The sequence below is a fragment of the Vibrio echinoideorum genome, from assembly GCF_024347455.1.
Lineage (GTDB): Bacteria > Pseudomonadota > Gammaproteobacteria > Enterobacterales > Vibrionaceae > Vibrio > Vibrio echinoideorum.
Genome location: NZ_AP025483.1, coordinates 2,279,753 through 2,302,861 on the forward strand (window position 1 = coordinate 2,279,753; position 23,109 = coordinate 2,302,861).

General features: G+C 43.4%; 23 protein-coding genes, 1 riboswitch and 1 other annotated feature. Of the genes, 9 read left to right on the top strand and 14 right to left on the bottom strand.

The features are described from left to right. Positions 1-36: 36 nt before the first annotated feature. Complete coding sequence (locus tag OCV36_RS10280) at positions 37-1,344, bottom strand: ATPase (protein WP_135456579.1); 1,308 nt, start codon at positions 1,342-1,344, stop codon at positions 37-39. 260 nt (positions 1,345-1,604) lie between these two features. Between OCV36_RS10280 and OCV36_RS10285 the strand changes: the two genes are divergently transcribed. The 3 genes from OCV36_RS10285 (at position 1,605) to OCV36_RS10295 (ending at position 3,647) form a co-directional block, all read left to right on the top strand. Then, on the top strand, positions 1,605-1,835 hold the full coding sequence (locus OCV36_RS10285) for a TIGR02647 family protein (RefSeq protein ID WP_017073347.1): 231 nt from the start codon (positions 1,605-1,607) through the stop codon (positions 1,833-1,835). A 290-nt stretch (positions 1,836-2,125) separates the two neighbouring features. Beyond that, positions 2,126-2,980, top strand: coding sequence for an NAD(P)H-binding protein (locus tag OCV36_RS10290; protein ID WP_135456581.1), 855 nt, complete (start codon positions 2,126-2,128; stop codon positions 2,978-2,980). Further along, positions 2,973-3,647: a YdcF family protein gene (locus OCV36_RS10295; protein WP_135456583.1), complete on the top strand. Its 675-nt coding sequence runs from the start codon at positions 2,973-2,975 to the stop codon at positions 3,645-3,647. Before OCV36_RS10290 ends, OCV36_RS10295 begins: the two co-directional genes overlap by 8 nt. 135 nt (positions 3,648-3,782) lie before the next feature. Here the strand turns inward: OCV36_RS10295 and OCV36_RS10300 are convergent, their stop codons facing one another. Both OCV36_RS10300 and cysS read right to left on the bottom strand, forming a co-directional pair. Next, positions 3,783-4,361 (bottom strand): thymidine kinase, encoded by a 579-nt coding sequence (locus tag OCV36_RS10300; protein ID WP_017109910.1) that lies wholly within the window; start codon positions 4,359-4,361, stop codon positions 3,783-3,785. Positions 4,362-4,462: 101 nt separating this feature from the next. Beyond that, positions 4,463-5,848: a cysteine--tRNA ligase gene (cysS, locus tag OCV36_RS10305; RefSeq protein WP_135456585.1), complete on the bottom strand. Its 1,386-nt coding sequence runs from the start codon at positions 5,846-5,848 to the stop codon at positions 4,463-4,465. A gap of 191 nt (positions 5,849-6,039) precedes the next feature. On the opposite strand from cysS, the gene OCV36_RS10310 reads away from it, so the two are divergent. The 4 genes from OCV36_RS10310 to OCV36_RS10325 all read left to right on the top strand — a co-directional run bounded on the left by OCV36_RS10310 (position 6,040) and on the right by OCV36_RS10325 (position 9,337). Further along, positions 6,040-6,534 (top strand): peptidylprolyl isomerase, encoded by a 495-nt coding sequence (locus tag OCV36_RS10310; RefSeq protein ID WP_004734582.1) that lies wholly within the window; start codon positions 6,040-6,042, stop codon positions 6,532-6,534. 84 nt (positions 6,535-6,618) lie between these two features. Beyond that, positions 6,619-7,365, top strand: coding sequence for a UDP-2,3-diacylglucosamine diphosphatase (gene lpxH / locus OCV36_RS10315; RefSeq protein ID WP_135456587.1), 747 nt, complete (start codon positions 6,619-6,621; stop codon positions 7,363-7,365). A gap of 111 nt (positions 7,366-7,476) precedes the next feature. Continuing rightward, the gene (locus OCV36_RS10320) at positions 7,477-8,694 is read left to right on the top strand and encodes an EAL and HDOD domain-containing protein (protein ID WP_017073342.1); all 1,218 of its coding nucleotides are present in this window, start codon (positions 7,477-7,479) and stop codon (positions 8,692-8,694) included. A gap of 118 nt (positions 8,695-8,812) precedes the next feature. Then, positions 8,813-9,337: a YchJ family protein gene (locus OCV36_RS10325; RefSeq protein WP_135456589.1), complete on the top strand. Its 525-nt coding sequence runs from the start codon at positions 8,813-8,815 to the stop codon at positions 9,335-9,337. Between the two features lie 182 nt (positions 9,338-9,519). On the opposite strand, the gene hisIE is transcribed toward OCV36_RS10325, so the two are convergent. The 9 genes from hisIE to OCV36_RS10370 form a co-directional block, all read right to left on the bottom strand. Next, a complete protein-coding gene (gene hisIE, locus OCV36_RS10330; protein WP_135456591.1) occupies positions 9,520-10,170 on the bottom strand; it encodes a bifunctional phosphoribosyl-AMP cyclohydrolase/phosphoribosyl-ATP diphosphatase HisIE in 651 nt (216 codons plus the stop codon). Beyond that, positions 10,167-10,940 (bottom strand): imidazole glycerol phosphate synthase subunit HisF, encoded by a 774-nt coding sequence (hisF, locus tag OCV36_RS10335; RefSeq protein WP_017060270.1) that lies wholly within the window; start codon positions 10,938-10,940, stop codon positions 10,167-10,169. The genes hisIE and hisF overlap by 4 nt, the downstream gene beginning before the upstream one ends. Next, on the bottom strand, positions 10,922-11,659 hold the full coding sequence (hisA, locus tag OCV36_RS10340) for a 1-(5-phosphoribosyl)-5-[(5-phosphoribosylamino)methylideneamino]imidazole-4-carboxamide isomerase (RefSeq protein ID WP_017073339.1): 738 nt from the start codon (positions 11,657-11,659) through the stop codon (positions 10,922-10,924). The genes hisF and hisA overlap by 19 nt, the downstream gene beginning before the upstream one ends. 43 nt (positions 11,660-11,702) lie before the next feature. Further along, a complete protein-coding gene (gene hisH, locus OCV36_RS10345; protein WP_017073338.1) occupies positions 11,703-12,317 on the bottom strand; it encodes an imidazole glycerol phosphate synthase subunit HisH in 615 nt (204 codons plus the stop codon). A 25-nt stretch (positions 12,318-12,342) separates the two neighbouring features. After that, positions 12,343-13,431, bottom strand: coding sequence for a bifunctional histidinol-phosphatase/imidazoleglycerol-phosphate dehydratase HisB (gene hisB, locus OCV36_RS10350; RefSeq protein WP_135456593.1), 1,089 nt, complete (start codon positions 13,429-13,431; stop codon positions 12,343-12,345). Positions 13,432-13,558: 127 nt separating this feature from the next. After that, positions 13,559-14,599: a histidinol-phosphate transaminase gene (gene hisC / locus OCV36_RS10355; protein WP_135456595.1), complete on the bottom strand. Its 1,041-nt coding sequence runs from the start codon at positions 14,597-14,599 to the stop codon at positions 13,559-13,561. Between the two features lie 9 nt (positions 14,600-14,608). Continuing rightward, positions 14,609-15,928, bottom strand: a complete 1,320-nt coding sequence (gene hisD / locus OCV36_RS10360; protein WP_135456597.1) for a histidinol dehydrogenase — start codon at positions 15,926-15,928, stop codon at positions 14,609-14,611. Next, the gene (gene hisG / locus OCV36_RS10365) at positions 15,928-16,824 is read right to left on the bottom strand and encodes an ATP phosphoribosyltransferase (protein WP_004734571.1); all 897 of its coding nucleotides are present in this window, start codon (positions 16,822-16,824) and stop codon (positions 15,928-15,930) included. Before hisG ends, hisD begins: the two co-directional genes overlap by 1 nt. A gap of 53 nt (positions 16,825-16,877) precedes the next feature. Then, positions 16,878-17,013, bottom strand: a sequence feature (His leader region). Positions 17,014-17,201: 188 nt separating this feature from the next. Then, positions 17,202-18,794, bottom strand: a complete 1,593-nt coding sequence (locus OCV36_RS10370; protein WP_135456599.1) for a Na+/H+ antiporter NhaC family protein — start codon at positions 18,792-18,794, stop codon at positions 17,202-17,204. A gap of 112 nt (positions 18,795-18,906) precedes the next feature. Continuing rightward, a riboswitch (Lysine riboswitch) is annotated at positions 18,907-19,084 on the bottom strand. Between the two features lie 363 nt (positions 19,085-19,447). Between OCV36_RS10370 and OCV36_RS10375 the strand changes: the two genes are divergently transcribed. Next, positions 19,448-19,858, top strand: coding sequence for an H-NS family histone-like protein (locus tag OCV36_RS10375; RefSeq protein ID WP_004734569.1), 411 nt, complete (start codon positions 19,448-19,450; stop codon positions 19,856-19,858). Positions 19,859-20,071: 213 nt separating this feature from the next. On the opposite strand, the gene OCV36_RS10380 is transcribed toward OCV36_RS10375, so the two are convergent. Continuing rightward, positions 20,072-21,376 carry an inosine/guanosine kinase gene (locus OCV36_RS10380; RefSeq protein WP_017073332.1) on the bottom strand — a complete coding sequence of 435 codons (1,305 nt, stop codon included), beginning with the start codon at positions 21,374-21,376 and terminating at the stop codon, positions 20,072-20,074. Between the two features lie 102 nt (positions 21,377-21,478). After that, entirely contained in the window at positions 21,479-21,748 is a 270-nt protein-coding gene (locus OCV36_RS10385; RefSeq protein ID WP_017073331.1) for a hypothetical protein, read from the bottom strand. 204 nt (positions 21,749-21,952) lie between these two features. Here OCV36_RS10385 and mnmA point away from each other — a divergent pair, with 204 nt between their 5' ends. Continuing rightward, positions 21,953-23,089, top strand: coding sequence for a tRNA 2-thiouridine(34) synthase MnmA (mnmA, locus tag OCV36_RS10390; protein WP_054546659.1), 1,137 nt, complete (start codon positions 21,953-21,955; stop codon positions 23,087-23,089). Positions 23,090-23,109: the final 20 nt, after the last annotated feature.

Sequence of the window (23,109 nt, forward strand, 5' to 3'; positions counted from 1 at the left end):
CTTTTAAGTCAGTCACAAATAAAGACATTAGTTATGCTAAACCGAAGGTTCTATCACTTCTTCTGATGATTGCTCTAAAGCCGAATCTTCAAGGTTAGATTCAACGCCAGAAGGAGTTAGATCAGAATCGCTTTCACTGGCAACCTTGCCACCCAAACCTTTCAAACTATCCACCAGGTCTTCTAAGCTCTTTATATGAGCATCACTCTTGGTAACCTGCTCATTTAAAAACTCACCGCGCTTGGTCGCCTCAGACAACTGTTGTGCTTGCTTCTGATTCTCGTTATCCAACTTAGCTAACTGTTCAGTCAACGCTTCGATCTCTGACTTCAATAGTGCGGTCATATCGGAGCTTTTTAATGCTTTAACGCTCGTCACAATTTTCTGAGATTGTAAGCGCAAGACAACGTCACGATAATCTTCATCATTGATCACTTGCGAAATGCTCAACAATTGATTCTCGGCATTCAAAACCGATTGCTCAAATCGATCACCTTTTACGCTCGCAAGCACTCTTACTTCGTGAGCAACACTACGCACATGGTTCAATTCAAATTCTGCAGCATCAACGGCATCTTCGATAATCGATTTTTTACGAGGACTCGCTTTCACTTGGCTTTCTGCCAATGCGATTTGAGAAGCCGCCTTCGCAAACGTCAATGGAACCACATCATCAAAGTCTTCGTCTTCCAAGAATTCCAGCTCATTTTTCAAAGGTTCAATGTATTTCTTATGAGCAACTTTAACCTCTAACAAGCGGGCATTATCTAGAAATTCGATCTGAGCTTCTTGTGCATCTTCCAGCTCATCGACAAGCACATATTCGAACAACTCGCTGTACTCTGAATACAGCCTCTTATAGCTCGATGTAAACATGGTGTCAGCGCCAAGGTACTTAAGATAATCCATTTGCACGATAGAATCGGCTAGCACTCGGTCGGCCTTTTTCTTCAAAACCAAAATCGAATCATAGTTTGATTTGATCAAAGCAATTTTTTCATCAAAGGCTTCTGCATAAGTTAAGCTCGAAAAGATCGAATAGCTTTTCGTAAGTCGGCTCTCGTCTTTCAACAAATCTGCATAAATATTTTCAGCATCATCCCACGCGTCTAGCAACTCGTGGTAATTCTCAGGTGCATAGAGAGACAACTTAGCATGATCTTCTAGCTTAATTTCCCATTGGGAGTAAACGCTTTGAACAGACTGGAAAGAACGAACCTCGGTTGTAGATTCATTATTGTTGTTTGTTGTTTGGTTCGCGTCTGTCTGCTCTGAGGGTGTGCTCTGACACCCTGCGATAGCAAATAGCATACTAATAACTAATGCTACTTTGTTCGCTTTCACTGATGCATATCCTTTTTTGTCAATATTCGCTCAATGCAATATATTTCTCTTTACACAATATATTACAACCTCTTAGCAATAAACATCATTCATGATTTAAGTGGGCACAAATCACCCAGCACAACCAAAATAAACTTATCATTCGATGATTAATCATTCAATTTGGTATCACTTATCAATTCTCTTTATTTGCTATTGATTGAGCTGTGAATGCACACTAAGGTGAAGGTAGAGAACGTTATGAATATATAGGTTAATTTATGAAGTACAACGCTGAACATATTGCTGATTTAAATCTTCTTCTTAAATTTGATGTAAGTAGCGCAGCTACTGGTATTAAAGTACATCAAGAAGCGGCTCAAGAAACTCAAGACGCTGTTAAGCGCTTATTCGAAAAGAACCTTTGCACTCAGCCAGACGGCGGCTACCTAACAGATGAAGGTATACAGATGGCAGAGCGCGCAGACAAACTACTTCGCGTACTAAATTAAAGCTCCATTGTTCTAGTAAAAACTCCACTCGCTTCGGCCGTGGAGTTTTTTCATTTTTGGCCAAAGGTTTGTTAGGCTTATACCAATCACAGTGAGTAACTGAGCAGAAATAGCGTAGGAAAAAAGCTCGAGAACAAGGAAGCTCTTTTCTCCAAGTAGGTTAGATAAGTAGTTATTCTACAAGTAAAAATTCTAACGAAGTTATCAAGATTTTTAACAAGCTAGGATGACCAGTTAGTTACTACGATTGGTATTATCATAAATCCATCATTTGCAGTTGTGAGGAACACATGGCTTCTATATTTATTGTTGGTGCAGGATGGGTTGGTGCCCCCTTGTCTGAACATCTCGTCAAACATGGTAACCAAGTCGTCGTGACGAAAACCACCCAAACTGGCGCTGACGCTATTGGTAATGAACGCATTCCTTGTGAAGTATTCAGTTTTGATTCAATACAACCTGAACACTCTATTGGCCAACTTTATTCACTCCTACTAGAAAGCAACATTGAAATAGTCATTGGTAGCTTTCCTCCCGGCTTTAGAAAAGGTGCTGGTGCGGAGTACGCCGATTATTGGCAGCAACTCACTAATGCTTGTCAAAAGGCAAACGTGAAAAAGCTCATCATGGTCAGTTCAACGACGGTATACCCAACCAAGCCCGGAGTTCTGTGCGAGCAAGATGCATCACTCACTCTTTCGACTTCAGCAAACGAGCAAGCATCTGCATTTTCGGACAATGCACGAGTAATGCTTCAAGCTGAACAATTAGTGATGGATTCAGGCATCGATTACACCATTCTTCGCTTCAGTGGGCTAATAGGCCCTAGTCGTCACCCATCTCGGTTCGCAAGCAAGTTAAAGCAGGTCAGCTCTCAAGCACCAGCCAACATACTTCACCTTGATGATGCGATTGGTGCGGTCGATTTCGCGATCAATCAACTACACAATGAAATCGTTAATGTCACCACACCCAATACAGTGAGTAAGGCGGAGTTCTATGCGGCAGCGCTAAAAAGTGCCAATAGCAGCGAGCCACTCCCTCCGGTTGTCGACACCCCAGACAAGCTGATCTCTTCTAAAAAGATCCTCGGTTTAGGTTACTCGTTTAAATTCGATTCTACATTGGACGCTCTTTATGACTAAACAATCTGTCACTAAGCAACCTGTAAAGAACTCTACGACCAAGCTACATCGCTCGGTCGACACCCTTTGGAACTTCATGTCGATGGGTCACAAGATTGTGCCTTCAGACTGTATTTTTGTATTGTGCAGTAACGATACTCGAGTTGCTGAATACGCAGCCGAGCTCTATCACCAAGGAGTGGCGCCTTACATCGTATTTTCTGGCGGTGTGGGACGCTTTACTGAAGAGAGTTTCGAACGTTCAGAGGCCGAAACATTCGCAGCGATCGCACGAGACAGTGGCGTACCAAACTCAGACATTATTATTGAGAAGCATGCGACCAATACCGGTGAAAATGTACGTTTTACCTATGACCTGCTTACAGAACGTGGACTGTCACCAAAGCGACTGACCTTAGTACAAAAGCCCTTTATGGAAAAACGTACCTACGCGACATTCAGTAAACAGTGGCCTGATCAAGTGACCGAGATTCAAGTCACTTCACAATGGCAAGACTGGGTCGATTACTTTAATGAAGAGTTACCGTTAGACATGGTGCTAGGCGCTCTAATTGCTGATTTTGAACGAATCAAATCATACCCAGCCAAAGGGTTTCAGATTGAAATGCCAATCCCTGATGACGTAGACCATGCTTACCAAGCATTGAAGAAACTGGGTTTCGAATAAAGCTTTAAGTAACGTAATAGTCCGTTTCAGAAAACAAAAACGGTGGCACTTGGCCACCGTTTATTATTCTTAGCTTTTTACTTTAGATTGCTAATCTTTGTTTTGCTCTCTAAGCAAAATCAACCAAAGAGCCGTTTATTTACCTAACGCTTCTTTGTAGTGCAGACGGCAAGCAGAAACATATTGGTCATTACCACCGATGGCCACTTGATCACCTTCAGCAATCGCTACACCATGCTCGTCGGTACGGATTACCATATTAGCTTTACGGCCACAGTGACAAATCGTTTTAAGCTCAACCAATTTGTCTGCCCAAGATAATAAGTAACGGCTACCTTCAAACAACTCACCTAAGAAATCAGTACGCAAACCGTAGCAAAGCACAGGGATATGCAGTTTATCAACCACTTCTGTTAGTTGGTACACCTGTTCTTTCGACAAGAACTGACACTCATCGATCAAAACACAATGACGCTTTTCTTCTTCATTAAGTTTTTGGATAGCGTCAAACATATTAGTGTCGCTTTTAAACAGTTGAGCTTCAGATTGCAGACCAATTCGTGAGCTCACTTTACCAATACCATAGCGGTCATCTAACGCTGCGGTAAAGATCACTGGCGTCATACCACGCTCTTGATAGTTAAAAGAAGATTGAAGAAGCGTTGTTGATTTACCCGCATTCATTGCCGAGTAATAAAAATACATCTGAGCCACAGAAATATTCCTGTTAATTAAAAGTTGAAGATAAAAGCAAAGGTGAAACTAAAGAATTTTTGCTAGAAAAAAGGGCTGAAAATCAGCCCTTTTTATAAAGTTTACTTACGACGCCAAGTCGTGCCTTCTGGACCATCTTCCAGAACAATGCCTAGCTCATTGAGCTTATCACGTGCAAGGTCGGCGTTAGCCCAATCCTTAGAAGCGCGAGAATCATTACGTAGCTTAATAAAGCCTTCGATTTCTGCTACTTCATCGTCATTACCAGCAGCATCACCTTTAAGGAAAGCTTCTGGATCTTGATGAAGAATACCGATGATGTCGGCAAGTTCACGCATCAATGCACCGAGAGCGCTTGCTTTTTCAATGCTTTCAGTCTTGATACGGTTAATTTCACGAGCCATTTCAAACAGCACTGAATAAGCTTCAGGTGTGTTGAAATCATCGTTCATCGCTGTAGAAAAACGAGTTACATACTCTTCACCACCAGCCGGAGCTGCTGTTAGGTCTAAGCCGCGAAGTGATGTATACAGACGCTCTAGCGATGCTCGAGCTTGGTTTAGGTTATCTTCGCTGTAGTTCAGTTGGCTACGGTAGTGACCAGACATTAAGAAGTAACGCACGGTTTCTGCATCGTAATGCTGCAGTACATCGCGGATAGTGAAGAAGTTACCTAGAGATTTAGACATCTTCTCTCTGTCGACCATCACCATGCCACTGTGCATCCAAGTATTTACATACTGAGTGCCGTGTGCACAGCAAGACTGTGCGATTTCGTTTTCGTGGTGTGGGAACTGTAGATCGGAACCACCACCGTGGATATCGAAGTGATTACCAAGAATCGAAGAGTTCATTGCTGAACATTCGATGTGCCAACCTGGACGACCTGGACCCCATGGCGATTCCCACGTAGGTTCACCTGGCTTAGACATCTTCCAAAGAACAAAGTCTAACGGGCTACGTTTTGCAGAATCGATATCAACACGAGCACCAGCTTGAAGCTGATCTAGGTCTTGCTTTGAAAGCTTACCGTATTCGTCGAATTTTTTAACTTCGAACATCACATCACCGTTACTTGCTACGTAAGCAAAGCCACGTTGAATCAGCTTTTCTACTAACTCAATGATCTCTGTAATGAATTCTGTTGCGCGAGGCTCTACATCTGGGCGCTTCATGTTCAATGCATCAAAATCTGCGTGCATTTCACCGATCAGACGCTCGGTTAGAGAATCGCAAGATTCGCCGTTTTCATTAGCACGCTTGATGATCTTGTCATCGATATCAGTGATGTTACGAACGAAGTTTAAATCGTAACCAAGGTAACGAAGGTAACGAGTTACTACGTCGAAAGAAACGAACGTACGGCCATGACCAATGTGACAGAGATCGTAGATGGTTACCCCACAGACATACATGCCGACTTTGCCAGCTGTAATTGGTTTGAATTCCTCTTTCTGTCTTGTGAGTGTGTTATAAATTTTTAGCATGATCTCTATCTATATTTGTGTATTAATCAAAATAAGAGGGCAAGTATATCAATTCATGCGTTATTAGGTAATCCCCCAAAGCAGTAATTACCTCAAACAACCAAGTTAAGTTAATGATTTGGTGATTTGAAAGTCCGCCAACATGCGCTAGAATTCGAACTTCATATTAAAAAGACAGTAAGGTAACAATCATGATCATCCTTCACACAAATTTTGGTGACATCAAAGTTCAACTTAACGAAGAAAAAGCACCAGAAACAAGCGCAAACTTCCTACAGTATTGCCGTGACGGTTTTTACGACAACACGCTATTTCACCGTGTTATCGATGGTTTCATGGTTCAAGGCGGCGGCATGACTTCTGGCCTTAAAGAAAAAACAACTCGTGCGACTATCAAGAACGAAGCAAACAACGGCCTAGCGAACAAAGTTGGTACGTTAGCAATGGCTCGTACTATGGAACCGCATTCAGCGAGCTCTCAGTTCTTCATCAACGTTAACGACAACTCTTTCCTAAACTTCCGTAGCGAAAGCCTAGACGGTTGGGGCTACTGTGTATTCGCAGAAGTTGTTGAAGGCATGGACATCGTAAACAAGATCAAAGGTGTTAGCACTGGTTCTATGGGTATGCACCAAGATGTACCTCTAGAAGAAGTGATCATCACTGGTACTACAATCGAAGCTTAATTCATCGCTTTCGATTAGTATTAATAATTGATGACCCGATAAAATCAGGATATAGGGAGCGAATCGCTCCCTTTTTTTAGACCTATGAAAACATATTTTATATCAGATCTGCACCTTGCACCGTCACGACAAGACATCACCGACTGCTTCCTCACTTTCATGAAGAACGAAGCGGTAGAAGCGGATGCACTCTACGTATTAGGTGACCTTTTCGAATTCTGGATTGGTGATGACGATACCAGTGATTTCGCCACTTCTATTCGCCAAACCTTTATCGATTTAGTTAAATCCGGCGTGCCTTGCTATTTCACTCAGGGTAACCGTGACTTTTTAGTCGGTAAAAAATTTGCAAAACAAACTGGCGTGCAACTCTTAGACGAAGTATCAACTATCGATATCTACGGAACAAAAGCGGTCGTGTTACATGGTGATACCTTGTGTACCGAAGATGTAAAGTATCTCGCCTTCCGTGAAAAAGTACACCAACCTTGGTTGCAATGGGTCTTCAATCGAATTCCTTTCTTCATCAAAAAGAAAATCGTCTCTAAGGTTCAGTCTGATATCAAAGATGACAAGCAAACTAAGTCTTTGGACATCATGGATGTAACACAACAAGAAGTCGAAGATGTGATGGAACGTAACAATGTCGATTTAATGATCCATGGCCATACACATCGTCCAAACATCCACACTTTCACTGCTAACCATTGCACTAAAACCCGTATCGTACTGGGCGATTGGTACACTCAAGGCTCAGTGCTGGTGTTCACTCCGCAAAGTTTTGAACTACAGAATCGCGAGTTTAGCAATAGCTTTCAGCATCACTCTTAAAGTTTCACATTGATTATTATGATGGGTCAGACTTTCTGAGATTGTAGATGGTAATTTCCCTCGAATTAGCTATTATCTCTTTATCAGAACTAAACCGAACACAGTACCAAGTTGAAATATTCATATGTAGCGCGTCAGCCAATACTCGATGCTGACAAGAAAACCATAGGTTACGAGTTGCTATTCAGGGATGGTCCTAAGAATACTTTCCCTGAAGTAGAACCGGAACTCGCTACAAGCCGCTTGCTTTCCGATCACTTCCTATCGACTCACTATAATACTCTTGGTGATAAGCTAGGATTCGTGAATTTTCCCTATGCAAGCCTGATTAACTTAGTCCCTACCCTATTTCCGAAAGAAAGCCTCGTTGTTGAGGTTCTTGAAGATTGCGAGCCTACGGACGAATTGCTTGAAGCGATCAAAACTATTTACGATGCGGGTTATACCATCGCATTGGACGACTTTGTGCCGAGCAAAGCATGGAAACGTTTCTTGCCGTACGTGTCTATCATTAAATTTGATATTCGCTTGATCTCAATTACCAAAGCGTCGATGTTCATGAGCGCTATGAAAGAGTTGAATATCCAGTTTCTTGCCGAGAAAGTTGAAACTTACGACGAGTATCAAGAGGCTAAACAAGCCGGGTTCACCTATTTTCAAGGGTATTTCTTCAGCAAGCCGGAAATGATTCAAACTCGCGCTCTAAACCCTGCCTTTTTGACCATCGTTCAGCTGTTAAAAGAAATAGCTCACGATCCCATTGATTTTGGTGAAGTGGAACGCCTGATCACACTCGATGTGACGCTTTCTTATAAAGTACTTGCGTATGTAAACTCCGCAGGCGGCTCAGCAACGACTATCCGTTCATTTCGCCAAGCGCTTATTTACCTTGGAGAACAAAAGCTACGTAAGTTCGTTTCACTTGTAGCGATTGCATCTGCGAAAGAAGATAAACCCGATTCACTCTATGGTTTAGCGGTACTGCGTGCTCGTCAGTGTGAACTATTAGTAGAAAAGATGAATGTAAAAGTAGAACCCGGACAAGCCTTTTTGACCGGTATGTTCTCTCTACTTGATTCACTCTTTGACCAACCGTTACAGCAGGTCTTGGACTCAGTACCAATCGATGAAGAGATCAAGCAAGCTCTGATTCAACGAAAAGGTGTCTTAGGCGCCATTATGGCAATGGTCATTGCGTATGAACAAGCTCGCTGGGACGAAGCAACGCGCATTCGTAAACTTCTCAAGCTAAGTGAAGCGGAACTCGGTCAAGCTTATGATGAAGCGACTACTTGGGCTCAAGAGCTGTTATCACCTTCGTTGAAATAGTTCACTTCACATTGCTGCGTCAATAGAAACTAAGCTTTGGTGAGCGATTGTTTCTTGTTAAACTCCAACGCATTCATTTATGGCCTCTTAATAGAGGCCATTTTTACAGGATCTGACTATGCCTTTATGCCCATGCGATAGCAAAAACACTTACCAACTGTGCTGCAAATCTGGACACCTTAATCATCGTGCTGTTGAAACACCGGAGCAATTGATGCGCTCACGTTATTCTGCACACGTGTTGGGGTTAGTTGACTACGTGGTTGCAACTTACCATCCAAGCTGTAATGCAAAAGCGCAGAGAGAGGGTATTGCCGAATCCATAGATAGTGATTGGGCGGGCTTAGAAATCATCGAGACTGCCGCAGGTTCACATGAGAACGAAGGCTTTGTTGAGTTTAAAGCTTACTTTAATGACGGTGCTGAGCAATTCTGTATGCAAGAACGTTCGCGCTTCGTTCGTGAAGACGGTCTTTGGTACTACATTGATGGCACCTTCCCCGAGCAAGAAAATGAGCAACAAGAAAACGCAGCGCCAGAGATTGATCCGCGTCTAAACCAAACGGTTGAGAGTTTCAAAATCGGCCGCAATGATCCGTGTATTTGTGGTAGCGGTAAGAAATATAAGAAGTGTTGCGGCTAAGACGCAGATTCGCAAGTCGGATTAAGAAAAGAGATTCCACCTCTCACCTAGGCTCTTCGGAATAAAAAACTCATAAATTCAAAGAGTAACTGAGGAAGTTCAAGCATTAAAAAGCCCCGAAAACGTTAGCGTTTACGGGGCTTTTATTTGTCTTTTACATGGTCTATTTATCTAAAAAGAGCTTACTTATGACGCTCTTTAAGCTTATTCACCACATCGTTCATAGACAAACCTTGGTCTTGCAACAGGACCATCAAGTGGTAAATCAAATCTGCTGATTCACACACTAATTCCGCCTTATCGCCCGACGTCGCCGCAAGCGCGACTTCAACGCCTTCTTCACCCACTTTCTGCGAAATACGCTTGGTGCCGCGGGCATATAAGCTGGCAGTGTAAGAAGACTCAGGGTCTGCGTCCTTGCGGGCAGCCAATAGCTGCTCAAGCTGATGAAGCCACACCATCTGTGTTTCATCTTGCTTGTCTGCGTCCCAACACGTTGTTGTACCGGTATGACACGTCGGGCCAATGGGATTCACCTTAACAAGCAAAGTATCGTTATCGCAGTCCAACGACATATTTTGCAGTTGTAATACGTTGCCCGACGTTTCACCTTTGGTCCATAAACGTTCTTTTGTTCGAGAGAAGAACGTCACTTGGCCTGTTTCACCTGTTTTCTCAAGCGCTGCTGGGTTCATGTATCCCATCATCAACACTTGGCTAGATTGGTAATCTTGAACGATAGCAGGCACTAAACCACCTACTTTATCCCAATCAATACGCTTTGATAATGCGCCTACTTCTGTTTTTGACAAACTGACTGGTTCAAAACTCATAGTCGCACCTCTACATCTTGTTGTTTTAAATATTGTTTAAGTTCACCAATATTGATGACTTGTTTGTGGAATACCGATGCCGCTAGTGCTCCATCCACGTTTGTTTTTTTGTAAGCTTCCGCAAAATGCTCCATTGCACCTGCGCCACCAGACGCAATCAAAGGTACATTACACACTTCGCGTACCATGTTTAACTGATCAATGTCGTAGCCGTTGCGAACGCCATCTTGGTTCATCATGTTCAACACAATTTCACCTGCACCACGCTTTTGTACTTCCTGCACCCAATCTTTGGTTTCCCACTTGGTTGCTTTAGTGCGCGCTTCATCGCCAGTGAACTGGTAAACCTGATATTTACCGGTTTCTTTATCGAAGTATGAATCGATGCCAACAACAATACACTGCACGCCAAATTTATCAGCAAGGTCAGTAATCAGTTGCGGGTTAGCCAATGCAGGCGAGTTGATGGATACTTTATCCGCACCAAATTCAAGAATGCGCGCTGCATCTTCTGCTGACTTAATACCACCAGCCACACAGAAAGGAATATCAATCACTTCTGCTACGCGTTTCACCCAGCTCTTATCGACCACACGGCCATCGCTTGATGCGGTGATATCGTAAAATACTAATTCATCAGCACCCTCTTCTGCATAGCGTTGTGCTAGCGGAACGATGTCGCCAATAATTTCATGGTTACGGAACTGAACGCCCTTAACCACTTGTCCGTCACGGACATCCAAACAAGGGATTATTCGCTTTGCCAACATGCAAATGCCTCCTCTGCGGTGAACTTACCATCTAGTAGTGCGCGACCAACAATCACACCAGCAACGCCGCTGCCTTTTAGTGCCTCGATATCAGCTAGGCTGCCAATGCCGCCCGATGATTGGAATTGCACTTGTGGGTACTGCTTACAAAGGTCAACGTAGAGTTCCACGTTTGATCCTTCTAACGTGCCATCGCGAGAAATATCAGTACACAGAACGTGTTTTAGACCAACGGTCAGATAGTCTTCAATCAGTGCTTCAATAGTCACGCCGGAGTCTTCTTGCCAGCCTGAAATCGCTACTTTACGTGTGCCGTTTTCGTCAATGTTGATGTCTAGAGCAAGCACTATTTTTTCAGCGCCGTACTTTTCCATCCAACCTTTAACAAGTTCAGGTTGTTTAACCGCCGTTGAACCAACAACAACGCGCTGCGCGCCAGCTTCAAGTAGGTCGACCACGTCTTGCTCGTTACGAACGCCACCGCCAATTTGGATATTTGCTGGTGTGCTTGCAAGCAGCTTAGCGATTAAGTCCAACTGACGAGCAGTCGTATCTTTAGCGCCAGTTAAGTCGACAAGGTGAAGCCAACCTGCGCCTGCTTGGTGGTACAAGTTGAACTGCTCTGCTGGATCGACTTTATATTCTGTTACTTGCCCGTAATCCCCTTGGAATAAGCGAACAACTTGGCCTTCAATTAAATCTAACGCGGGAATAATCATTTACATTCCTTATATGGCAACGGTAGCCGCTGCCTAATCCTTATTACAATTCCAAGAAGTTCTGAATCAGCTTAGAGCCAGCTTTTGACGAACGTTCTGGGTGGAACTGAACACCGTAATAGTTGCCACTTTGCACTGCGGCAGTGAACGGATTGCCGTAATCACATTGTGCGATGGTATAGCCACCCACTGGCATTGCGAAGCTGTGTACAAAGTAGAAGTACTCGCCCTCTTCAATGCCTTTGAATAGAGGATGGTTAGGTGTCGCGGTTACTGTATTCCAACCCATGTGTGGTAATGGCAAATCACCCGTTTCAAGTAAACGAACTTCACCATCACACAATCCTAAGCATTCAACTAACTCGTCAGCTTTTTGGCCTTTCTCTTGAGACAGTTTGCCAAGCAATTGCATACCTAAACAGATACCAAGCAAAGGCTTCTCTACTTGCTTCACAAGGGTAACAAGGTCACGCTCTTGCAGGTTCTTCATTGCCTCACTTGCTGTACCTACTCCTGGTAGGAATAGCTTGTCGGCAGCAAGAACAACTTTTGGTTCTTTCGAAATTTCAACTGCGTAGCCCAGACGTTCAATCGCAAACTTCACTGAGGAAACGTTGGCACAACCAGTATCAATAATAACGACTTTTTGATCTTTCATTGTTTTTTCCTTGCTAACGTTAGCCTTACAGGACGCCTTTGCTGCTTGGTAACTCATTACCTTCAACTTTGATTGCTTGACGAAGAGTACGACCAAACGCTTTGAACAGGCTCTCAATAATGTGGTGATCATTATTGCCAGCTGAAGAAAGGTGCAATGTACAAGCCAGTGTATCGGTTAAAGAACGGAAGAAGTGAACCACCATCTCCGTAGAAAGGTCACCCACTTGCTCGCGGCTAAACTTAGCATCGAATTTCAGGTACGGACGACCAGAGAGATCTAACGCGCACTGAGCTAAACACTCATCCATAGGCAGGCTGAAACCGAAACGGCCGATACCACGTTTATCGCCTAATGCATCTTTAAGTGCTTGGCCTAAAGCGAGAGCGGTGTCTTCGATTGTGTGGTGATCATCAATGTGTAGGTCGCCCTTCACAGTCAGGTTCATTTGGAAACCGCCGTGTGTCGCGATTTGATCAAGCATGTGATCAAAGAAGCCCATACCAGTATCGATTTTATTGCCGCCTGTTTCATCAAGGTTGACTGCAACCTTGATGTCGGTTTCTTTAGTAGTACGAACCACTTCAGCAACACGAGCATTGACCGTAAGATCTTTAACTATCTGTGGCCAATTCAGCGTGCCTTCCGTTTCCGCATCAGGGCCATATTGAATCCCACGGATCGCCATGTTTTCAGCTAATTGAAGATCAGTCATTCGATCGCCAATCACAACAGAGTGTTGGAAGTCTACTTTGCCGCCCTGTAGGTAGTCTTTAACCATACCCAACTTCGGTTTGCGGCAAGAGCAGTTGTCTTCATCAAAGTGAGGGCAAATAAGTACATCGTCAAACTTAACGCCTTGAGATTCGAAGAACTCCATCATCATATTGTGCGGAGCATCAAACTCTTCTTGTGGGTAGCTATCCGTACCTAGACCATCTTGGTTAGTCACCATCACTAAGCGGTAGCCCGCATCTTGCAATGCCAGCAAGCTAGGAATCACGAGAGGTTCGAATTTTAGTTTGTCTAAACGGTCTACTTGAAAGTCGACTGGCGGCTCAACAATTAAGGTGCCATCACGGTCTATAAAAAGTATTTTCTGTTGTTTACTCACTTGAACTTCCTTTTAATTTTAAATCTGGTGGCCTAGCTAAAATCAACCGCTAACCCAAATTTCTGATTCATTTGCCAGTCATGTTGATTAAACACAACTGACCAATGTGATTACTGGTAAGCCTTCGTTACTGAAAAAAGTTACGAATGAATCCAAGTGTCTTTTCGCACTCTTCTCGATTACCAATACTAATACGAACACAATCTTCAATTGGCGAATTACGCAAGATGATGCCAGTGTCCCATGCCGCTTTGAACAACTCATCACCGTTCGGGAATTTAACCAGCAGGTAGTTACCCCAACCATCAAATACCGTTACTTGAGGCATGCCGAGTAAGCCGGCTTGTAAATAAGCACGATTAGCACTTAAATCGAGAACTTGAAACTTAGCTCTCGCAAGCCCTTGTTCTGAAAGAGCTTGAACAGCAATGTCAGCAACAGGGATTGGCACAGGATAAGGAGCAATCACTTTCAACAGTACATCGATAAGCTCTTTGTTGGCTAGCGTAAAACCACAACGTAAGCCCGCCAAAGCAAAGGCCTTCGACAAAGTGCGCAGAATCGCTAGGTTTGGATATTGCTCCAGTAAATCAACGGTTGATGCTTCTGGACAAAAATCGATATACGCTTCATCCATCACCACAATCGCTTTGTCTTGTGTCATTTCAAGCAGTTTGATGATGTCTTTGCGATCAACCAAGTTACCCGTTGGGTTGTTTGGGCTACAAACAAACACCACTTTTACGTTGTCGAGTTGCGCTTCAATAGCAGGAAGATCCAATTGCCATTCAGCCGTTAAAGGCACAACCTTGCGCTCAACACCAATCGTCTCGGCACTGATGGCATACATACCGTAAGTCGGAGGGCAGTACAGAATCGAATCTTCGTTCGGCTCGCAGAAAGCTCGAATCAAAAGTTCGATACCTTCGTCAGCGCCACGAGTGGTCAGCGTTTGCTCTGATTTCACGCCTGCATATTGAGCGTAAGCATCGATCAGCTCTTTAGGCTGGCACTCGCTGTAGCGATTAAGACGAGACAAGTTTAGGTTGTACTCGTTATCAAACGGAGACTCGTTAGCGTTTAGCCACACATCTCCGCTGCCACCAATGCGTCTTGCAGACAAGTAAGGTGTAAGAGCCTGAACTTGTTTTCTTGCTAACTTTTCCATGCCCTACCCTTATTTCGCTTTATTTAACTTTTCAAATCGATTTAATTTTTCAACTCGGATGGTCACAGCACGTTTGTGCGCATCCAAACCTTCGGCTTCCGCCATTGTGACTACCGTTGGCGCTAGGCCTTTCAAACCATCAGCCGTTAACTCTTGTACCGTCATACGCTTAGAGAAATCAGCCAAACCTAGACTTGAATAGGTTTTGGTATAGCCGTAAGTAGGAAGAACGTGATTTGTACCTGATGCGTAGTCACCTGCAGACTCTGGAGACCAGTCACCAAGGAAGATTGAACCTGCATTGTCTAGTAACGGCAGCAATTCACGTGGATTCTTGGTCTGAACAATCAAGTGCTCTGGACCGTAGAAGTTAGAAATCGCAATAGCTTGAGTGATCGATTCAGCAATGATGATTAGGCTTGAAGCCAATGCTTGCTGAGCGATGTTCGCACGAGACAGTTCTTTCAGTTGCTTCTGAACCGCATCGGTTACTTGGTCGGCAATAACTGGCGATGGTGTTACTAATACAACCTGTGAATCTGGGCCATGTTCAGCTTGGCTCAGTAGATCAGCAGCAATGAAGTCAGCATCCGCAGTTTCGTCTGCAATCACCATCACCTCCGATGGGCCTGCCGGCATATCAATCGCAGAACCACGGAAGTCGTTACTCACTTGGCGCTTAGCTTCCGTTACATACGCATTACCAGGACCGAAAATTTTATCTACTTTAGAGACACTCTCCGTACCGTAAGCCATCGCCGCAACGGCTTGACCACCACCTACATTGTAAACCTCATCGATTTTACAAAGATTAGCGACATACAAGATTTCATCCGCGATTGGCGGAGGTGAACAAAGCACAACCTTGCGGCAACCCGCGATTTGAGCAGGTACACCTAACATAAGAACCGTTGACGGAAGTGGCGCGCTGCCACCCGGAATATAGAGTCCAACAGTATTAATAGCGCGTGTCACTTGCTCACACACAACGCCTGGCTGTGTTTCAACCTTAATTGGCTGCGGCTTCTGAGCTTCGTGAAACTTAGCAATATTGCTATAAGCTTGTTCTAACGCTTGCTTCATTTCTGGTGTTAAACGAGCACATGCCTCTTCAATCTCAGTCGAGCTGACTCGAATGGATTCTGGAGTCACACGATCGAACTTTTCAGTCAGTTCTTTAAGTGCGGCATCGCCTTCATTTCGTACTTTTGCAATAACATCAGAAACAGTCGCTGTGATGTTTGCACCTTCAGTAATAGCTGGACGCTCTAGTACCGAGTCTTGCTGTGATTCACTTAAAGATTGCCAAACAACGGTTCTCATCGTCACTACCCCATCATTTTTTCGATTGGTAATACTAGAATCGAGCTTGCACCCAACTCTTTCAGCTGTTCCATAGTTTCCCAGAACAAGTTCTCGGTACTTACAAGGTGAACGGCAACTTTGTCTTTGTCTGTTGATAGTGGAAGAACAGTAGGATCTTCAGCGCCAGGCAATAATGCTTTGATCTGCTCTAGCTGAGATGTTGGCGCGTGAAGCATGATGTACTTCGACTCTTTCGCTTGTTGAACACCCTGCATGCGAGTCAGTAGTTTTTCAATCAGAGCAGTTTTGTCTGCATCGAACTCACCAACACGCTGAATCAATGTTGCTTTAGATTGGAAGATAGCCTCTGCTTCTTTTAGGCCATTTGCTTCTAGCGTCGCACCTGTAGAAACTAAATCGGCGATAGCGTCTGCTAGGCCTGCGCGAGGCGCAACTTCAACCGAACCCGTTAGCATACAAGCGCTGAATTCAACACCCTGCTCGTCCATGTAGGCTTTCAGTAGTTGTGGGTAAGTTGTTGCAATACGTTTACCCGCTAGATCTTGTGGGCCGTTGTATTCTTCGTCTTTGTTAATCGCGATAGAAAGACGGCAACCACCGAAGTCTAAACGACGTAGTGTGCGAAACTCTGATGGCTCTTTTAAAGCAACACGGTCTAGGCGAACTTCTTCTAGTTCATTTTCACCGATGAAACCAAGGTCAACCACACCATCCATGATAAGACCTGGGATGTCGTCATCACGAACTAATAACAAGTCGATTGGCATATTTAGTGAATGAACAACTAAACGCTCACCCATGATGTTAAATTTAACACCACATTTTTTAAGTAGATCTTGGCACTCTTTACTTAAGCGACCTTTCTTTTGAATTGCGATTCTTAGGCGTTGTGTCTGCATTGCTGTATCCCTGTGCAAATATTTGAATTTATTGATTATTTAAAAGTGCTAAAACTAAAAAACCCTCGGAAGACTTTGTCATCCCGAGGGTTTAAATCTAAATTCTTTGACTTAACCTCCGGGAGAATTCTTGCTCCCGGGTATACGTAAATCTCCCCGAAAGACTAGATAGGGTGATGATGGTGATGAATGTTCATTACTAATTTACGCATACTTATCGGCTCTTAGGTTGTTTGCTGTCTTGTCTCCACACTAACTAAGCTGGCATCCTTTTTCAACCATTTATTCGAACTTTTTTCACTAAAGTTCAAATTAATTTAACAGGCACAAAAAAGGGAAGCCGCAGCCTCCCTTTTCATTATTCAATCAGATGATGATTAGCTTTTGCACGTCGCCATTTTACAGCGAGAGAAATAAGCTAATGCAAAACATACAGCAACAAACGTTAGAGACGCCGCGCCGAATGCAATGCCAGTTGATGATGTCATACCTAGAGTGATGAAGCCGATACACGATACGAACGCCACAGACAACGCGTAAGGAAGCTGAGTCGATACGTGGTCAATATGGTTACAACGAGCACCTGTAGAAGATAGAATCGTTGTGTCTGAGATTGGGGAGCAATGGTCGCCAAATACAGAACCCGCTAGAACCGCACTTAACATAGGCAGAATTAGCGCGATGTCAGAGGCTGCAGCCATGTCACCCGCGATAGGAAGCATGATACCGAACGTACCCCATGAAGTACCTGTCGAGAATGCCATCAGGCCAGCAAGAAGGAACAAGATAACGGGTAGCCAGTGGTAATCAATGTTGCCTGTCGCAAGAGATGATAGGTAAGAACCGGTTTTCATGTCGCCGATTACAGAGCCGATCGTCCATGCAAATACAAGAATCAGGATAGCGCCAAACATAGAGCTTGCACCGATCCACATCGTTCTTGCGATATCAGCCATAGGCAGCTTCTGTTTGAATACTGTCGCTAATGCAACTAGTAAACCGATAACACCACCGTAAACAAGAGATTTACCTACATCTGTATTTTCAAATGCACCAAGAAGGTTAAAAGCTTGACCATCAGCTGTGAGCGCTTGACCACCGGTGTAAAGCATTGCAGCAATGGTTGCTACGATTAACGATACAATTGGCATCACAAGATCAGAAACTGAACCGTTTTCGCTCTCTTTAATGTCTAGCTCTTCGTTCAGATCGTGAGCTTGCTTTTGATCATTATCTCCGTCAAAGCCACGGCCTTGAGACGCTTCGATCTCATGCTCACGCATCTTACCAACGTCTAGACCAAACCATGCAACGGCAAATACCATTAACAGAGCAAAAACAGCGTAGAAGTTCATTGGGATAAGGCGAACGTAAGCACCCAGCGCAGAATACTCTGTAACGCCGTGAGTAACTAAGATGCCGCCTATGATAGTAATGATGTAAGCACCCCAGCTAGATGCAGGCATGATCACACACATAGGAGCAGCAGTAGAATCTAGGATATAAGCAAGCTTAGCGCGAGATACGTAGAAACGGTCTGTTACAGGGCGAGAGATAGCACCTACCGCTAAACTGTTGAAGTAATCATCAACAAAGATGAATACGCCTAAGAAGGCAGCAAGTAGTTTTGAACCACGTTTGCTCTTAACACGAGACTGAGCCCACTCAGCGAATGCGCGAGTACCGCCAGATAGTGTTAATAATGCCGTTGTCATTCCAAGGATAATTAGGAAAGCAACGATGCTCATGTTCCAAGTGTTAATACCACCATCTTCGATGAAAACACCAGATGCTTTGGTAAACACGTAGCTAGTTGCGTTCCCGACTGAGTAATCAGCAAGTAGAATCGCACCCATGATGATACCGACACCCAAAGAAACCAATACACGGCGGGTAACAATAGCAAGACTTAAGGCCACAAGGGGCGGAAGTAAAGATAAAGGCGATGTTGCAAAATCTATTAAATTCATGATCTTCAAAAACCAGTTTTTTATTTGGCTAGAGATCTACTGCAGACAAACTTGATACGAATTACCAAGCCCATGTTGAACTAAGCGAAAGGGAAGTGAACACTTCACCCAACCCTACAGTAGCGCTCCATAGTTTAAAATTAAGACTATGGCAGTGTTGTACCTATTGAGTACAACCCCAGCAAATTGCTTAGATATACAATTTACTTCGGCAATTACACCTTTCATTCCCGTTCATTGGCATCACCCCAACGAAAACTACTCTTTATAATTGCACCTCTACGTGCGATAACATTATTAACCGTTGAAACCAAAGTTTAACAACAAATCAACCAAAGCCTCGCATCAGGTAGCCGCAATTGTACCCATCAAGAGCAACAATGCAACATATCATTCCGACAAAAATAGTTTTTTGTTAATGAAGTAATCAATAGAAGAATAGCCAATAAAAGGCAATTACTCCACCAGTCACATATCAGTTTTTTAGATAATCTTAATAATTATTATAAATTCACTGAAATTTGCCTTTTGATTTTCAACTATTCATCTCACTTCTTTATTTAAGTATCTAATAGAAGAAATACTATTTGTTTTATTCCTAGGCTCTGTTTATTATTAGGAGGATTATTTAGTTTACCTTGATGGGAAATATCATGTCTGAATTAACAAAAACTTTATTAAATATCCGTAGCCTTCGTGCATTCTCACGTGAATTAACTCTTGAGCAACTTGAAGAAGCGCTAGACAAGCTGACTATTGTTGTACAAGAGCGTCAAGAGTCTGAAGCTGAAGAACGTGCTGCTAAAGCAGAGCAAGAAGCTAAGCTATCTGCTATCGCTGAACAAATTGCAAAAGACGGAATTGATGTTGCAGATCTTATTGCTGCACTTTCTGGTGAAGCAAAATCTAAAACAACAAAAGCTAAACGCGCTCCTCGCCCAGCTAAATACAAATATGTAGATGCAAACGGCGACGAGAAAACTTGGACAGGTCAAGGTCGTACGCCTTCAGCTATCCAAGAACAACTAGATGCTGGTAAATCTCTAGAAGAGTTTGCTCTTTAAGGCATCAAGTTTGCTAAGTGAATAATCAATAACACACTAAGCAATAGAATTAATATTTAAGTCGACCAAAGTATTATTTACGGCTTCAATATATTCAGAAACAAAAAAGGCTCCTTTCGGAGCCTTTTTTATATTTTGTTATTCGTTACTGGCTTTGATAAACACAGCAGCGTACTTAATAAACAGAGAAGTTCATTTGATAAGTACGACGTCTTATCTTTCCCAGTAAGCTTCTTCTAGGCTATCTTCTCTTTCAGGAAGTCCACGAGATAAACGTGGAGAGTGTTGAACTAACACTTCATAACTTGCGCGGTTTGAATATTTACAAACTTGCGAGAAAGATGAATACGTCAAGAAGGAATGTTGATGCTTACTTGAGTTAGGCACGTTTTCTTTATGATATTTATTTGCAGCCATATCATGCAATAAAGCAGATAACGCGGCATCACCTGCACCATTGGTATTCTTAATCTTTTCTGGGCCACCCATATAAGGTGCAATGTGCGAATAGATTTTCGTTGGGTTATCACATAAGTTTTTATGCGCAGGACGGCTAAACTCGTAACGGTTAAACTCAGCAATAGAACCTGGTAGCAACGGTAATGAGGTTTCACGCTTCACGGCGTCTTCAGTATAACCAGCCATAAATAGGCCGACCGGGCCTGAAGTACATAGAACTAAGTCTACCCACTCTAGCGCTTTGTCTGAAGCAGCAAGTGGATCGCTCTCACCAGTTAACGCTTCGGCTTCATCTTCATTCATTGCTACAACGGTTACGTGTTGCTCAAGGAAGTCTTTCCAAAACTCAGGATCGTCTTGAATAACGAACTTAGTACCTAGCGTTAATACAACGGGTACATCGTATTTCTTCGCGTATTCGATAGCTTTCATTGTTGCTTCAGGCATTGGATCGCCTGGTTTACAACGAACTAAATAAGCTGTTAAAACTAAAGCAGAAGCACTTTTGAAGATTTTTTCAGGAATGCTCTCTGGTTTTAGTTGGTTCATTTGCCCTTCACTAATAGCGAAAGTACGTTCACCGTCTTCAGTAATTAATGCAAAACAGCGACCAATTGCGCCATCTACCCCTTGTAAATGGTTCAGATCCATTCTGCTTGATGTATTACATAAATAACGGTAACCATAGCTACCAATCTTAATATCTTGGCTCATTACACCTAGTAGTGTTGAACGGTCATCGGCCAATACTGAGTAGTTGTGTAATGTGTTGCCGATAGTGCCACCAGCATATTCATTGGTAATTAAGCACTGCTCTTTTAATTCTTGATATAAAGACTCTGCAGCTTCATCGCCGATGACTAGCGAATGTCCCTTACTTAAGCCATATTTTTCAATCAGCTCAGAATTCACTTTTGCCTCGATATCCACCAACGTTTGGTCAATACCTATAATATGAGTGCGTGACATTCTTTTGCTTGTTTGAGCTTGGCTCACTAATGGATCACGAGCGTGAACCGGAAAATAGTGCTTTGATTTACGTTGTCCAGGGAATTTCATAAGGCTAGTCTAAGTCAAGGGGAAATAGGTGGCGGATTCTACCGCGCAATATTTAACGCGGCAATCTTTCAAACTATAGCAAACGTTTGCTGTACTATTTTTTTATTCGCCTTCCATAAAGCTTAAATCAGGCAGCATACCCAAATGCTCTGCATAACGCTTTTGGTTGAACTCGGCGCCATTTTTCATTACATCAAATACTTCAAGCGCAAGTGCACATGCCATAGCCGCTACAGCGTCTTCACGAGACGTGCCTGTCATTACCAAACGCATCAGTGTTTCCTTCACTTTAGCTGGTTGGCCATCTTCAAGTTGATTTTCAATAATTTCGATTAACTCGGCTTCTTGCATAAATTCATTTTGTTCAGACATTTTTTCATCTCAGGGCTTGGATTTCGAGCGACTATGCCACATATACTTCTGACATCCTAGTGAGTCACCTCGCTCTCATGCAATTCTCTAACAAAGTCAGCGCACTATTTGTGCAAATGAAACTGTGATTCCGGTCTCGGATCTGTCACGGCGTTTCTCTTTCTGTTAGAATCTGCGACCAAGTATTAGTAACGGTGTTTAGACATGTCAGATATCAGCTCTGGAAACAGCGAAAAGAAAGTAATTGTCGGTATGTCCGGCGGTGTAGATTCGTCAGTATCGGCGTATCTTCTTCAGCAACAAGGCTATCAGGTAGAAGGCCTTTTCATGAAAAACTGGGAAGAAGACGATAACGAAGAATACTGTACAGCTGCTGAAGACCTTGCTGACGCTCAAGCGGTATGTGACAAATTAGGTATCCACCTTCACACTATCAACTTTGCTGCTGAATACTGGGACAACGTTTTTGAATACTTCCTTGAAGAATACAAAGCAGGTCGTACACCAAACCCAGATATTCTTTGTAACAAAGAAATCAAATTTAAAGCTTTCTTAGAATTTGCTGATGAAGTGCTAGACGCAGACTACATCGCAATGGGTCACTACGTTCGTCGTACTTTCCCTACTCAAGAAGAGCTAGACGCTGGCGTGAAACCAGAAATGCTACGTGGCCTAGACGGCAATAAAGACCAAAGCTATTTCCTATACACGCTAAGTTCAGATCAAGTGGCACGCAGCCTATTCCCTGTGGGTGAATTAGAGAAACCTGAAGTGCGCCGTATTGCTGAAGAGCAAGACTTGATCACTGCGAAGAAAAAAGACTCCACCGGTATCTGCTTTATCGGTGAGCGTAAGTTCACTGAGTTCTTGGGCAAATACCTACCGGCTCAACCAGGTAATATCGAGACGCCAGACGGTCAAGTGATTGGTCAACACCAAGGCTTGATGTACCACACTTTGGGTCAACGTAAAGGTCTTCATATTGGCGGCACTAAAGGTGGCGGCGGTAACGAAGAACCATGGTTTGTTGGTGAAAAAGATCTTAAGCGTAACGTTCTGATCGCGGTTCAAGGTAAAGATCACCCGCTTCTTAAATCAGAGGGTTTGTTTGCTTCTCAGCTTCATTGGGTTAATCGCACACCAATTACTGAAGTTATGACATGCACGGTAAAAACACGTTACCGTCAAACCGATATTCCTTGTACAATCATCCCAATTGACGATGATAACATTAAGGTTATCTTCGATGAGCCACAAATAGCTGTAACGCCAGGCCAGTCGGCTGTGTTCTATCAAGATGAGGTATGTCTTGGTGGTGGTATCATCGAAAAACGCATCTAATCTAATCGAACGAACAACAA

Bases quoted from the DNA above. Each gene is read 5' to 3' on its own strand.
- hisC (WP_135456595.1), bottom strand. From the start codon at position 14,599: ATGGAAAAGTTAGCAAGAAAACAAGTTCAGGCTCTTACACCTTACTTG.
- OCV36_RS10375 (WP_004734569.1), top strand. From the start codon at position 19,448: ATGTCTGAATTAACAAAAACTTTATTAAATATCCGTAGCCTTCGTGCA.
- OCV36_RS10370 (WP_135456599.1), bottom strand. From the start codon at position 18,794: ATGAATTTAATAGATTTTGCAACATCGCCTTTATCTTTACTTCCGCCC.
- lpxH (WP_135456587.1), top strand. From the start codon at position 6,619: ATGAAAACATATTTTATATCAGATCTGCACCTTGCACCGTCACGACAA.
- hisA (WP_017073339.1), bottom strand. From the start codon at position 11,659: ATGATTATTCCCGCGTTAGATTTAATTGAAGGCCAAGTTGTTCGCTTA.
- OCV36_RS10295 (WP_135456583.1), top strand. From the start codon at position 2,973: ATGACTAAACAATCTGTCACTAAGCAACCTGTAAAGAACTCTACGACC.
- OCV36_RS10285 (WP_017073347.1), top strand. From the start codon at position 1,605: ATGAAGTACAACGCTGAACATATTGCTGATTTAAATCTTCTTCTTAAA.
- hisF (WP_017060270.1), bottom strand. From the start codon at position 10,940: ATGTTGGCAAAGCGAATAATCCCTTGTTTGGATGTCCGTGACGGACAA.
- hisIE (WP_135456591.1), bottom strand. From the start codon at position 10,170: ATGAGTTTTGAACCAGTCAGTTTGTCAAAAACAGAAGTAGGCGCATTA.
- OCV36_RS10310 (WP_004734582.1), top strand. From the start codon at position 6,040: ATGATCATCCTTCACACAAATTTTGGTGACATCAAAGTTCAACTTAAC.
- OCV36_RS10290 (WP_135456581.1), top strand. From the start codon at position 2,126: ATGGCTTCTATATTTATTGTTGGTGCAGGATGGGTTGGTGCCCCCTTG.
- OCV36_RS10380 (WP_017073332.1), bottom strand. From the start codon at position 21,376: ATGAAATTCCCTGGACAACGTAAATCAAAGCACTATTTTCCGGTTCAC.
- OCV36_RS10385 (WP_017073331.1), bottom strand. From the start codon at position 21,748: ATGTCTGAACAAAATGAATTTATGCAAGAAGCCGAGTTAATCGAAATT.
- hisH (WP_017073338.1), bottom strand. From the start codon at position 12,317: ATGAAAGATCAAAAAGTCGTTATTATTGATACTGGTTGTGCCAACGTT.
- mnmA (WP_054546659.1), top strand. From the start codon at position 21,953: ATGTCAGATATCAGCTCTGGAAACAGCGAAAAGAAAGTAATTGTCGGT.
- cysS (WP_135456585.1), bottom strand. From the start codon at position 5,848: ATGCTAAAAATTTATAACACACTCACAAGACAGAAAGAGGAATTCAAA.
- OCV36_RS10325 (WP_135456589.1), top strand. From the start codon at position 8,813: ATGCCTTTATGCCCATGCGATAGCAAAAACACTTACCAACTGTGCTGC.
- hisG (WP_004734571.1), bottom strand. From the start codon at position 16,824: ATGCAGACACAACGCCTAAGAATCGCAATTCAAAAGAAAGGTCGCTTA.